Genomic DNA, 12,017 nt, shown 5'->3' on the forward strand with positions numbered 1-12,017 from the left:
CTCAGGCTCCTTTTTGCTTGACTTAAAACTTGGCACACTTCTGCTATTTTCCAAAAAACACAAAATTTGCTATAATAGGGTCATATACAAATGAAAAGAGATTTATTATGAGCAATAACTATGCAATTATCCTAGCGGCGGGTAAGGGAACTCGCATGAAGTCTGACTTGCCAAAGGTCTTACACAAAGTGGCAGGAATTACCATGTTGGAGCATGTCAAACGGGCTGTAGATGCTATGGAACCTGCTAAAACAGTAACGATTGTCGGTCATAAGGCAGAATTGGTGCAGGCAGTTCTCGAAGGCCAGTCAGAGTTTGCCCTTCAATCTGAACAGTTGGGAACAGGGCATGCCGTTATGATGGCTGAGCCTGCATTGGCAGGCCTAGAAGGTCAGACCCTTGTTATCGCAGGAGATACACCGCTGATTACAGGAGAAAGCTTGAAGAACCTCATTAACTTTCATGTCAGCCATAAGAATGTTGCGACTATCTTGACAGCTCAGGCTGATAACCCATTCGGATATGGTCGGATTATTCGAAATGCTGATGGGGAAGTGCAAAAAATTGTTGAGCAAAAAGATGCCAACGATTTTGAAAAACAAGTGAAAGAAATCAATACAGGAACCTACTTGTTTGATAATAAACGTCTTTTTGAAGCGCTTAAAGATATTAATACGGACAATGCCCAAGGTGAATACTATCTGACAGATGTTATTTCGATTTTCCGTCAGGCAGGCGAGAAGGTCGGTGCTTATGTTCTTAAAGACTTTGATGAAAGTCTCGGTGTCAATGACCGCGTCGCTCTTGCGACTGCAGAAGCTGTTATGCGCAAACGAATCAATGAAAAACACATGATTAACGGCGTAACCTTTGTCAATCCAGAAGCAACTTATATCGACATTGATGTGGAAATCGGAGCAGAAGCGGTCATAGAAGCCAACGTTGTCTTGAAAGGGCAAACTGTGATTGGTGAACGTACTGTTTTAACCAATGGTACTCGTGTACGTGATGCGAAAATTGCAGCAGATGTAGTTATCAGCAACTCAGATATTGAAGAATCTGTTATTGAAGAAGGTGTGACGGTAGGACCATACGCCCATATTCGTCCAGGCAGTCTCCTGAAAAAAGATGTTCACGTTGGAAACTTTGTGGAAATCAAGGCCTCTACGCTTGGTCAAGGAACGAAGTCTGGTCATTTGACCTATCTAGGAAATGCAACGATTGGCAATAATGTTAACGTTGGTGCTGGTACCATCACGGTCAACTACGACGGTAAAAATAAATTTAAAACAACCGTTGGAGATAATGCCTTTGTTGGCTCTAACTCAACCATCATCGCACCAGTAACTATTGGGGACAACGCCTTGTTGGCTGCAGGTTCTGTCATTACAAAAGACATTCCAGAGGATGCCATCGGTATTGGTCGTGGTCGTCAAGAAAACAAAGAAGGTTATGCGACCCGCTTTCCCTTCCATCCAAGTCAAAAATAGGTAATCATATGAATTTTGAAGAAAAAACCATTGAGCGGACAGAAATTTTTAAAGGGCATATTTTTGATGTAGTAGTAGATGATGTTGCCTTGCCAAATGGTGGAACTGGTAAGCGCGAACTCATTTTCCACAAGGGAGCAGTTTGCGTTTTAGCCGTTACCCCAGAAGGTAAAATGATTTTGGTCAAACAATACCGCAAGGCCATTGAACGTACTATTTATGAAATTCCGGCGGGGAAATTGGAGCTAGGCGAAGAAGATACGCTTGAAGATGCTGCGTTGCGTGAATTAGAAGAAGAAACAGGCTATACTAGTGACAAACTGACCTTGTTGGCAGACTTCTATTCAGCCATCGGTTTCTGTAATGAACGAATTCGCCTTTATTTAGCAGATAACCTTATCAAGGTTGAAAATCCTCGTCCAATGGATGAAGATGAGGTGATCGAATTACATGAGGTAACCTTGGAAGAGGCTTTGAACTTGGTGGCTACTGGCGATATTTGTGATGCAAAGACCATCATGGCTATCCAATATTTACAACTCATGAGAAAGTAGGAAACTAGCAATGGGCAAGCCCTTGTTGACGGATGAAATTTTAGAGAAAGCGAAAAAGAAACAGTATTCCGACCAATCTAGCCAGTTTGGACACTATCGTCCAAACCAGGATATATCAATGGATGATGCTCTATTCGATCCATATCTAGAAGAAGATTATCAGGGATATGAAGAGGGACAAACGATCCGAATCCCGGTCAAACCTACTGTAGTAAAAAGTCGCCGTATCGAAACCATCAAGCGAGAAGCTTTCCGCAGTAAGGTAAACAAAATCCTTTTTTGGGTCATCATCTTACTGATAATGTTTATCATTGCAGTATTATTTATTTAGGAGAAGAGATGAAATTTGGAATTATCGCAGCCATGCCTCAGGAATTAAAGATTTTGGTTGAGCATCTACAAGATGCAACTGAAACCGATGTCTTGGGTCGAACTTACTATCAGGGACGAATCGGTCAACATGAAGTCGTTCTTGTTCAGTCAGGTATCGGTAAGGTTATGTCAGCTATGTCCGTGGCTGTTTTGGCAGATCGTTTTTCGGTTGATGTCATTGTCAATACAGGTTCGGCAGGAGCTGTTGCTGATGGTATTGCCATCGGTGATGTGGTTGTAGCGAATCAATTGGCTTACCACGATGTGGATGTGACGGCTTTCGGCTATTCTTACGGGCAAATGGCAGGGCAGGAATTGTATTATCCAGCCGACCAAGTCTTGTTAGAACAGCTAAGAACCGTTTTAGCAGAGCAGGAAATGATTGGTCATGTGGGTCTGATTGTGACAGGTGACAGTTTTATCGCAGGTCAGGAGAGAATTGCTACGATCAAAACTCATTTTCCAGAAGTCCTTGCCGTAGAGATGGAAGGAGCAGCTATCGCTCAAGCAGCTGTCAATACAGGTAAGCCATTCTTGGTTATCCGTGCCATGAGTGACACAGCTCAGGGAGATGCCAATATCACCTTTGATGAATTTATCATTCAAGCAGGAGAACGTTCTGCCCAGACCCTGATTGCCTTTCTGGAGAAAAATTAAGCAGATTTTGACAACAATACATTGAAATAGGATGACAGTAGCAAGAAGTTGTTACTGTTTTTCTTATGCAGTAATTTGAGCCCTATATTATAAGGTTTCAGCCATCTGTCCCCATACAATTTCTGATAAGAGTTATTGAAAAGCTCGTGAAAATACTTTACAATTTTGTTTAAGAAAAATAATTTAGGAGGTTGTTATGGTTCAGCGATTATTGCTTGCAAATGATTTGCCTGGTGTGGGTAAGGTTGCCCTAGCCACTAGCATCCCAATTGCAGCAGCCTGTCAGGTAGAAACGATTCTTTTACCAACGGTACTACTTTCTTCTCATACGGGTGGTTTTCCAGATGTTGTCGTTGAAGATATGACTGACTTGAATCGAGCCTATTTTGAACAGTGGAAGAACTTGAATTTGGAGTTGGCAGGCATCTTGTCTGGCTACTGTAGAAATCCTCAGCAACTAAGTCAATTGGCCATGTATGCGAAACAAACAGAGACACCATTGATTGTTGATCCGGTCATGGGGGATGGAGGGAAGTTGTATACAGGTTTCACATCTACCTATGTAGAAGCCATGAAAGAGTTGATCCAGTCGGCCAAGCTCATTCTTCCCAATGTAACAGAGGCAGCTTTTTTGACAGGGAGGGATTATTTGGGAGCTTGCTACGATAGGGCGGCTATTGAGGACTTACTGGAAGCTTTAGCGGAGCAGGTATCTGCAGATATTGTACTGACCGGGATTTCCTTTGATGATAGCCAAATAGGTGTAGCCTATTTTCAGCAGGAAACAGGGGAAATAACTACCTATATGTCTAAAAAATATCCAGCAAATTTCTTTGGAACAGGTGACATTCTATCTACCTTGTTGGCTGTAGCAACCATCCAACAAATCAATCTCCATCAAGCTATCCCTCTAGCTTTAGATTTTATCGACAAGAGCTTACAACAAACTCTTTCATTAAATCGAGACTTGAAATTTGGGATTTACTTCGAACCATTTTTAGCAGAATTACAGCAGGCATTTCAAACATTAAAGGAGAAATTATGAAACAGAATCAATTGCGTCAATTAACAGAAATTAGCCTATTTGCAGCCCTTATTTGTGTGGTTGTCTTCTTTATTCGTATTCCTTTTGGGAGTCAATTTGTCCATTTAGGCAATGCTCTGGTGGTGGTAGGAGTACTAATCTTTGGTGCCAAAAAAGGAGCTGCGGCGGCGTCACTTGGTCTAGGCATCTTTGATTTACTGTCGGGATATGCTTCAGTCGCTTGGATTACCATTTTAGAATCGCTCATCGTCTGCTTCATTTTGCATTTGTTTTACGAGAAATTCCTCAAGGAAAATGATCGCTTAACCAATATTATTTTGGTTGGAATTGTTGCAGCCCTCACAAAAATTATCTTGAACCTGTTGAAGTACACATTGACGGGTAGTTTAGTCGGTGGACTAACGCCATCAGCATCATTTTTAGCTGCTTTGGGTAGGATTTTAGGAACCTATGGCACTGCAATTACGACCATCATTGCTGTACCAATCCTCTATCAAGTATTCAAGGGTTTATATAATGGAAAACAAGGAAAGCAATTGTAATAAAAAATGAAAACTTGAGGAAATTCTCAAGTTTTCATTTTTTATTGGTCTGACCTAGTTAGTGTAGTCTTTAATGATCTCAATTGACTCAATCTTAACATCTGTTTTAGGTTTATCGCTATTGTCTGTTTCGACTGAAGCGATTTTATCCACGATGTCCATCCCTTCAATGACTTGACCAAATACGGTATGCTTGCCATCTAAGTTTGGATTGCCTCCGTTTTTATAAGCGTCAATGATTTTACCAGGATAGCTAGAACTAGAGAGTTGGCTAGACATGTCTGTTGTATTTTGATTGATGAAAAACTGACTTCCATTTGTTCCCGCGCCAGCGTTTGCCATAGAAAGTGAGCCACGAATGTTATAAAGGAAAGCTGAAATCTCGTCTTTAAAACCATTCCCAGCATCGATAGTAGTATCTTTTCCGGCCCAGATAGACTCTCCACCAGTACCATTTCCAAGAGGATCGCCACCTTGAATCATGAAATCCTTAATGACACGATGGAAGATCGTTCCATTATAGTATCCTTCCTTCGCATGAGTCAGAAAGTTTTCTACAGTTAGTGGTGCTTGCTCGGGGAAGAGTTTTATAGTGATATCGCCTTCGGTTGTTTTTATTTTAACAGCAGCCTCATTTTCACCAATTTCATTAGAAAGTTGAGGGAATGTAGCTTTGGGATTGTTAATGGCGTATGCCAAATCTTTGGCATATTGGCTAGAAGCAGTTGTATCAGCTGTCGTAGTCGAGCTTGAACTAGAGCTAGATGCTGTAGAAGATGAGCTATTAGCTGTCGAGTTGTTTGTGCAGGCAGTTAGCAAGATGCTCGAAGCTAGAGCAAGAGCTAGTATTTTTTTCATTGAAAATCCTTTCTTGTCTTGTTGAAAATTATGCTCATTCTACCATGAAATATGGATTTTTTCAATTTTTATCTAGTATAAAAAGCGTATCTAAAACAATAATATGATATACTATATTTACAGATACAAAAGGAGAATAATGATGTTTGAGAACTTGTTTGCCCCAGATGGAAGCCTAGTATGGCATACGGTCCTTTTCTACAGTTTTTCCGCGATCATATTAGCGACGGTTTGTTTCCATATCATTAAAAATTTTATGGAATGGCACCACAACAATCGGGAGCCCAAAGAATCTTGCAAGGCTAAGCTTGTCTCTAAACGAACCCATGTTTTCGGTAACGAAGTAGCACGAACCAATTATTATGTAACGTTTGAATGGGAGGGAAAACGGCAGGAATTTCGCCTTCGTTCAGATGAATATGCCCTTTTAGCAGAGGGAGATGTAGGCACCCTGCATTTTCAAGGGACTCGTTTCCTAGGTTTTGAACGGCTCTAAGAGTCGTTTTTCTTTGGAGAATATCCCTATCTAGTGTATAATGGTTTGAACACATGTTCGTACAACGCAAAAGAGGTATTTAAGATGATTCAATCAATCGGACAAGTTATGTTATATGTAAATGATATTGAGGCTTCAGCTCAATTTTGGAAAGAGAAAATGGGATTTGAACGTGTAGAAAAACAAGTGCAAGGCCCCCAAACTTCTTACATTATTGCACCTAAATCAGACAGTGAGGTACAATTTGTACTTCATGATAAGGCAGAGGTTGCTGAAATGGAGTCAGAATTAAACTTAGGTACACCATCAATCTTAATGACATCAGTAGATGTAGCCAAAACTTACGAAGAACTTGTTGAACGTGGTGTCACAACGAATCCAGTCATGGACCTTGGTTTCATGAAGGTAATTAGCTTTGCAGACAATGATGGAAATTATTACGCAATTCGTGAGGTAAAGTAAATGTCACTCCAGAATCGTGTTGAAGAAATGTATAAAGACCACGAGGTCAAACCCTATATTTCCCCCGAACGTGACTTGGCAGCCTGGCTTTTGGAGGCCAAGCCCGTTCCCAAACGCAATATGGTTCGGCTAGAAGAAGGTATTTTGCCAGGAGATATTATTTTGCTATGGCGGATTAGCCTGGGTTCTTTTGAAACGATGACGCCCTACTCCAAGTACTTTGAGTACATGTATGGTATCAATGGTCCTGCTCACATGGAGCAGTTGATTGCAGACGGTTATGTCTATGTGGAGTCAGCCTTTGATTCGCTGGACCACATCACCTCCACTGCCAAGAAAAATATCCTCAAAGCAGAGGGTGTGACAGGCCTATCCAAGATGAAGGCGGCCGACCTTGACACTGCCCTCAAGGACAACTTGACGGAAGAAAAGTTAGCTCCATACTTTACTGTCCGAGGTTATGCCCTGACGGAAAAAGGCAGATCTGCACTCGATAATCACCCAGAAGTGCTTGCAAAACACCCAATGAAGAAGATGTACAAATAAAATAGAAAAGATTTTTGAACGGCACCCAAAAGTTGGAATCATTCTAGCTTTTTGGGTGTTTTTATTTGCTAACAAGTCAATTTTTCTTGACAGAAAACGCTATCAATGATATTCTAGTGTAAATTATTGAAACGTTTCAAAAGAAAGGGGTAAACCATGGAAGAGCAAAAATCGATCACCATGAAAGATGTAGCAAGACTTGCTGGTGTCAGTGTGGGCACAGTGTCGCGGGTGATAAACAATGAACCAGGGATTAAGGAAAGTACGCTTGAAAAAGTCAATGCTGCCATTAAGGAATTGAATTACATCCCAGATGTCTATGCTCGTGGCATGAAGAAGAACAAAACCGAAACCATCGCCTTGATTATTCCAACTGTTTGGCATCCCTTTTTTGGAGAATTTGCCTATCATGTTGAAGTGGAGCTGAGTAAGAAAAATTACAAGTTGCTCCTATGCAATATTTCTGGTCCAAAAAGGGAACTGGACTATCTAACAATGCTGCAACAAAATAAGGTGGACGGCATTATCGCCATCACCTATAGTCCAATTGATGATTACCTATCGTCCAATATCCCCTTTGTCAGTATCGACCGCACCTATGAAAACAAGGCCATTGCCTGTGTCAGCTCGGACAACCAAGCTGGTGCGGAGCTGGCAGCGAATACCTTGATTGCAAAAGGTGGTCGTCATTTTGCCTTTATCGGTGGGCACAATAAAACTATCAATGAAACCAAGAAGCGTAGATTGTATTTTGAAAAGCGAATTTTAGAGGCAGGTTTTCCTTGTCATGTCTTGGACTTGGAAGAGCCATATGATGACTTTGTTGGTCAAGTCGAAGAGTTTCTGATTAACAATCCACAGGTTGACGCCATTTTCACCATCAATGATTTTACTGCCCTAGACACACTTGCTGTTTTGGAAAAACTGGGACGACGGGTTCCAGAAGATGTGCAGGTGATTGGCTATGATGGTATTCAGTTGGCAAGTGAACGCTCTCTAGAACTTTCCACCATTCGTCAACCGTTAGAAAGAATGGCTCAAGAAGCAGTGGCTTGTTTGATTGATATCATTGATAGAAAAGGGCAACCACAACAAATCACCTTGCCGATTTCCTATGTTGAAGGAAAAACGACAAAAAATTGAAAATAGGGGTTGACAGAAAACGGTTACAATGGTAAAATAAAACCATCAATAAACAGTTGGTTTTATTTTTACAAGAAAAATGAAACGTTTCAAAAAGAGGTTCACATCCTCTTTCTAAAATCAATAAATTTGAAACGTTTCAAAAAGGAGTTCTTATGAAAACATCAAAACTGCAACAAGCTGGGCTCTTGGATCGAATCAAGCAACAAAAACTCTTGTTACTGATGTTACTACCAGGCTTGGTCTTGACTTTCATCTTCCGTTACATTCCTATGTACGGAGTACTGATTGCCTTTAAAGATTATAATCCTTTAAAAGGGGTACTTGGCAGTGAGTGGATTGGGTTTGAAGAGTTTACCAAGTTTCTCTCTTCTCCAAACTTCGCTACCTTACTTGCCAACACCTTGAAATTGAGTGTCTACGGTCTACTATTAGGATTTCTCCCACCCATTATTTTGGCCATCATGCTCAACCAACTATTGAGCGATAAGGCTAAAAAACGGATTCAGTTGGTGCTGTATGCTCCAAACTTTATCTCAGTCGTGGTCATCGTCGGTATGATTTTCCTCTTCTTCTCAGTAGGAGGACCGGTTAACTCAATCCTAAGTCTATTTGGTATTGAAGCCAACTTCCTGACAGACCCTGATTTCTTTAGACCCCTCTACATCCTCAGTGGTATCTGGCAGGGAATGGGGTGGGCGTCAACACTCTACACGGCTACCTTGGTCAATGTCGATCCGGCCTTGATTGAAGCAGCGAAGCTAGACGGTGCCAATATCTTCCAACGTATCTGGCATATTGACTTACCAGCACTAAAACCAGTTATGGTCATTCAGTTTATCTTAGCAGCTGGGGGCATCATGAACGTTGGCTATGAAAAAGCCTTCCTGATGCAGACCTCCCTCAACCTAACTAGTTCTGAAATCATTTCAACCTATGTCTATAAAATCGGTTTGGTGTCAGGTGACTACTCTTACTCAACAGCGGTTGGCTTATTTAACGCACTTATCAATATTATCCTGCTGATTGCAGTCAATAAGATTGTCAAACGCATCAACGACGGACAAGGCTTATAGGAGGTTCGTATGAATACACAAATGTACACAAAATTTGACAAGCGAATGCTGATTGTCAATAAAATCTTGCTGGCATTTCTTGTTCTCATAACAGTTGTGCCTATGGTCTATATCTTAGTCGCATCCTTCATGGATCCGCAGGCCTTGGTCAGCAAGGGCATTAGCTTTGATCCAAAGGACTGGACAGTAGAAGGTTACCAACGGGTATTTTCAGACAAGTCTATCCTACGCGGATTTTTCAACTCCCTCTTTTATTCCTTCTCCTTTGCCTTCGTGACCGTGGCTATCTCAGTTATGACTGCCTATCCACTCTCTAAAAAAGATTTGGTCGGAAAAAAATGGATCAATGCTTTCCTAGTATTCACCATGTTCTTCGGTGGTGGACTTGTTCCGACCTATCTCTTGGTTAAAGATTTGGGAATGCTGAACACTGTCTGGGCCATCATTATTCCTGGAGCAGTCAATGTTTGGAATATCATCTTGGCACGGACCTATTTCCAAGGCTTGCCAGATGAGTTGGTAGAAGCAGCCGTTATGGACGGTGCCAATGAATTTCAGATTTTCTGGAAAATCATGATTCCACTAGCTAAGCCAATCATGTTTGTGCTCTTCCTCTATGCCTTTGTCGGTCAATGGAATTCTTACTTTGATGCCATGATTTACATCAAGAATCCAGACTTGGAGCCACTCCAACTAGTACTTCGTAAAATCCTCATTCAGAGCGAGCCTGCTAAGGACATGATTGGTGCCCAGGCAGCCATGAATGAAATGAAACGCATCGCAGAAATGATCAAGTATGCGACTATTGTAATCTCTAGCTTGCCACTCATTGTCATGTATCCATTCTTCCAGAAATACTTTGACAAGGGTATCATGGCTGGTTCATTAAAAGGTTAATAAATATCTTTCGTTTTCTCTTTTCTTACGTCGACGAAAGAGGAAACTTCGTTTCCTTATCTCCAGCTTCAAATAATCAGGTATTATTTGAACTCGCTATGCCGTACTTCAGTACAGTCTTCAGCTTTTTGATAGGAACGTAGTTCCCTCTATTTCCCACCTCAAAAGGTTCTCAAAACCTTTTGAGCTAGTAATAAAAGGAAACTGAAAGATATTCTAAAAAATCAATTTACAAATATAGGAGGTTGTTTCTGATGAAACACAAATTTGGAAAAACAGTTGTTACGCTTCTAGCAAGTACCGTTTTGTTGGCTGCTTGTGGCTCAAAAAATACTGCATCAAGCCCTGATTATGAATTGAAAAATATTCAATTTCCGCTGGAGAAATCTGTGACGCTTAAGTTTATGACAGCTAGCTCCCCTCTAGCTCCAGCTGATCCTAATGATAAGTTGATTTTCCAACGTCTTGAGGAAGAAACTGGCGTTCATATTGATTGGACCAACTACCAGTCTGACTTTGGTGAAAAGCGGAACTTGGATATTGCTTCAGGTGATTTGCCAGATGCCATCCATAACGACGGGGCTTCTGATGTGGAATTGATGAACTGGGCAAAACAAGGGGTTATCGTACCAGTTGAAGACTTGATTGATAAGCATATGCCAAACCTCAAGAAAATTTTGGATGAAAATCCAGAGTACCGTTCCATGATCACAGCTCCAGACGGTCATATCTACTCATTCCCATGGATTGAAGAGTTAGGTGAAGGCAAGGAGTCTATCCATACTGTCAGCGATATTGCTTGGATTAACAAGGAGTGGTTGAACAAGCTTGGTCTTGAAATGCCAAAAACAACAGATGACTTGATCAAGGTCCTTGAAGCCTTCAAGACCAAGGACCCTAACGGCAACGGCAAGGCGGATGAAATTCCAATGTCCTTTGTCAACGGTAACGGCGGCGAAGACTTCAAGATTCTCTTTGGTGCCTTCGGTGTCGGTGATAACGATGAGCATATCGTCGTAAACAATGACGGTACCGTTGACTTTACAGCGGACAACGAAGACTACAAAGAAGGTGTTGAGTTCATGCGCACCCTTCAAGAAAAAGGTCTCATTGACCCAGAAGCCTTCGAACATGACTGGAATACTTACTTGGCTAAAGGTAGCGAAAACCTATACGGTGTTTACTTCACTTGGGACAAGGCAAATATCACCGGTATGAATGATACTTATGACATCTTGCCAGTTTTGGCAGGACCTGACGGGACCAAGCACATCACACGTACCAACGGTATGGGCTTCCAACGCGACCGCATGGTCATTACCTCAGCTAACAAAAACTTGGAACTAACTGCTAAATGGATTGATGCCCAATACAAACCAATCCAGTCTGTTCAAAACAACTGGGGTACCTATGGCGATGAAAACCAACAAAACATCTTTGAACTTGACACAGCAACTAATAGTCTTAAGCACCTACCATTGAACGGTACAGCTCCAGGCGAATTACGTCAGAAGACAGAAGTTGGAGGTCCTCTTGCTATTCTTGACGAATACTACGGTACAGTGACAACCATGCCAGACGATGCTAAATGGCGTTTGGACTTGATGCACGCAACCTATCTTGACTATGTGACCAACGATGACATCTACCCTCGTGTCTTCATGGAACAAGAAGATTTGGATAAGATTGCCCAGGTTGAAGCAGATATGAACGATTTCATCTACCGGAAGCGTGCAGAATGGATTGTCAACGGCGGCATCGAAGAAGAGTGGGATAGCTACTTGAAAGAATTGGAAAGCTATGGTCTTTCTGACTGGTTAGCTATCAAGCAAAAATACTACGATCAGTATAAAGAAAATCAGTAATCAAAAGGAGGCTG

14 protein-coding genes are annotated in these 12,017 nt (G+C 41.5%); 13 read left to right on the forward strand and 1 reads right to left on the reverse strand.

Annotated features, from left to right (window positions below; genetic code table 11):
- Positions 1-107: 107 nt before the first annotated feature.
- From glmU to PHA78_RS03105, 6 genes are all read left to right on the forward strand, one after another.
- A complete protein-coding gene (glmU, locus tag PHA78_RS03080; RefSeq protein ID WP_024376763.1) occupies positions 108-1,490 on the forward strand; it encodes a bifunctional UDP-N-acetylglucosamine diphosphorylase/glucosamine-1-phosphate N-acetyltransferase GlmU in 1,383 nt (460 codons plus the stop codon).
- A gap of 8 nt (positions 1,491-1,498) precedes the next feature.
- Positions 1,499-2,044, forward strand: a complete 546-nt coding sequence (locus PHA78_RS03085; protein WP_004194850.1) for an NUDIX hydrolase — start codon at positions 1,499-1,501, stop codon at positions 2,042-2,044.
- Between the two features lie 10 nt (positions 2,045-2,054).
- Positions 2,055-2,375, forward strand: a complete 321-nt coding sequence (gene macP / locus PHA78_RS03090) for a cell wall synthase accessory phosphoprotein MacP (RefSeq protein ID WP_024376764.1) — start codon at positions 2,055-2,057, stop codon at positions 2,373-2,375.
- Between the two features lie 8 nt (positions 2,376-2,383).
- A complete protein-coding gene (locus PHA78_RS03095; RefSeq protein WP_024376765.1) occupies positions 2,384-3,073 on the forward strand; it encodes a 5'-methylthioadenosine/adenosylhomocysteine nucleosidase in 690 nt (229 codons plus the stop codon).
- 196 nt (positions 3,074-3,269) lie between these two features.
- The gene (locus PHA78_RS03100; protein ID WP_272158432.1) at positions 3,270-4,118 is read left to right on the forward strand and encodes a pyridoxamine kinase; all 849 of its coding nucleotides are present in this window, start codon (positions 3,270-3,272) and stop codon (positions 4,116-4,118) included.
- Entirely contained in the window at positions 4,115-4,660 is a 546-nt protein-coding gene (locus PHA78_RS03105) for an ECF transporter S component (RefSeq protein WP_272158433.1), read from the forward strand. The genes PHA78_RS03100 and PHA78_RS03105 overlap by 4 nt, the downstream gene beginning before the upstream one ends.
- 54 nt (positions 4,661-4,714) lie before the next feature.
- Here PHA78_RS03105 and PHA78_RS03110 read toward each other — a convergent pair whose 3' ends face one another.
- Positions 4,715-5,518: a peptidylprolyl isomerase gene (locus tag PHA78_RS03110; RefSeq protein WP_029187447.1), complete on the reverse strand. Its 804-nt coding sequence runs from the start codon at positions 5,516-5,518 to the stop codon at positions 4,715-4,717.
- A 142-nt stretch (positions 5,519-5,660) separates the two neighbouring features.
- Between PHA78_RS03110 and PHA78_RS03115 the strand changes: the two genes are divergently transcribed.
- The 7 genes from PHA78_RS03115 (at position 5,661) to PHA78_RS03145 (ending at position 12,003) form a co-directional block, all read left to right on the forward strand.
- Positions 5,661-6,014, forward strand: a complete 354-nt coding sequence (locus PHA78_RS03115) for a DUF2500 domain-containing protein (RefSeq protein ID WP_099806500.1) — start codon at positions 5,661-5,663, stop codon at positions 6,012-6,014.
- Between the two features lie 84 nt (positions 6,015-6,098).
- On the forward strand, positions 6,099-6,476 hold the full coding sequence (locus PHA78_RS03120; protein ID WP_105156762.1) for a VOC family protein: 378 nt from the start codon (positions 6,099-6,101) through the stop codon (positions 6,474-6,476).
- Entirely contained in the window at positions 6,477-7,022 is a 546-nt protein-coding gene (locus PHA78_RS03125; protein ID WP_105156763.1) for a hypothetical protein, read from the forward strand.
- Between the two features lie 156 nt (positions 7,023-7,178).
- A complete protein-coding gene (locus tag PHA78_RS03130) occupies positions 7,179-8,165 on the forward strand; it encodes a LacI family DNA-binding transcriptional regulator (protein WP_029187445.1) in 987 nt (328 codons plus the stop codon).
- Between the two features lie 155 nt (positions 8,166-8,320).
- On the forward strand, positions 8,321-9,241 hold the full coding sequence (locus PHA78_RS03135) for an ABC transporter permease (protein WP_014637695.1): 921 nt from the start codon (positions 8,321-8,323) through the stop codon (positions 9,239-9,241).
- 9 nt (positions 9,242-9,250) lie between these two features.
- Positions 9,251-10,138 (forward strand): carbohydrate ABC transporter permease, encoded by an 888-nt coding sequence (locus PHA78_RS03140; protein ID WP_029187444.1) that lies wholly within the window; start codon positions 9,251-9,253, stop codon positions 10,136-10,138.
- A gap of 254 nt (positions 10,139-10,392) precedes the next feature.
- Positions 10,393-12,003, forward strand: coding sequence for an ABC transporter substrate-binding protein (locus PHA78_RS03145; RefSeq protein WP_024415874.1), 1,611 nt, complete (start codon positions 10,393-10,395; stop codon positions 12,001-12,003).
- Positions 12,004-12,017: the final 14 nt, after the last annotated feature.

The organism is Streptococcus sp. HN38, from assembly GCF_028335765.1.
Lineage (GTDB): Bacteria > Bacillota > Bacilli > Lactobacillales > Streptococcaceae > Streptococcus > Streptococcus suis_P.

Coding starts and splice junctions, on each gene's coding strand:
- glmU (WP_024376763.1), top strand. CDS start 108: ATGAGCAATAACTATGCAATTATCCTAGCGGCGGGTAAGGGAACTCGC.
- PHA78_RS03085 (WP_004194850.1), top strand. CDS start 1,499: ATGAATTTTGAAGAAAAAACCATTGAGCGGACAGAAATTTTTAAAGGG.
- macP (WP_024376764.1), top strand. CDS start 2,055: ATGGGCAAGCCCTTGTTGACGGATGAAATTTTAGAGAAAGCGAAAAAG.
- PHA78_RS03095 (WP_024376765.1), top strand. CDS start 2,384: ATGAAATTTGGAATTATCGCAGCCATGCCTCAGGAATTAAAGATTTTG.
- PHA78_RS03100 (WP_272158432.1), top strand. CDS start 3,270: ATGGTTCAGCGATTATTGCTTGCAAATGATTTGCCTGGTGTGGGTAAG.
- PHA78_RS03105 (WP_272158433.1), top strand. CDS start 4,115: ATGAAACAGAATCAATTGCGTCAATTAACAGAAATTAGCCTATTTGCA.
- PHA78_RS03110 (WP_029187447.1), bottom strand. CDS start 5,518: ATGAAAAAAATACTAGCTCTTGCTCTAGCTTCGAGCATCTTGCTAACT.
- PHA78_RS03115 (WP_099806500.1), top strand. CDS start 5,661: ATGTTTGAGAACTTGTTTGCCCCAGATGGAAGCCTAGTATGGCATACG.
- PHA78_RS03120 (WP_105156762.1), top strand. CDS start 6,099: ATGATTCAATCAATCGGACAAGTTATGTTATATGTAAATGATATTGAG.
- PHA78_RS03125 (WP_105156763.1), top strand. CDS start 6,477: ATGTCACTCCAGAATCGTGTTGAAGAAATGTATAAAGACCACGAGGTC.
- PHA78_RS03130 (WP_029187445.1), top strand. CDS start 7,179: ATGGAAGAGCAAAAATCGATCACCATGAAAGATGTAGCAAGACTTGCT.
- PHA78_RS03135 (WP_014637695.1), top strand. CDS start 8,321: ATGAAAACATCAAAACTGCAACAAGCTGGGCTCTTGGATCGAATCAAG.
- PHA78_RS03140 (WP_029187444.1), top strand. CDS start 9,251: ATGAATACACAAATGTACACAAAATTTGACAAGCGAATGCTGATTGTC.
- PHA78_RS03145 (WP_024415874.1), top strand. CDS start 10,393: ATGAAACACAAATTTGGAAAAACAGTTGTTACGCTTCTAGCAAGTACC.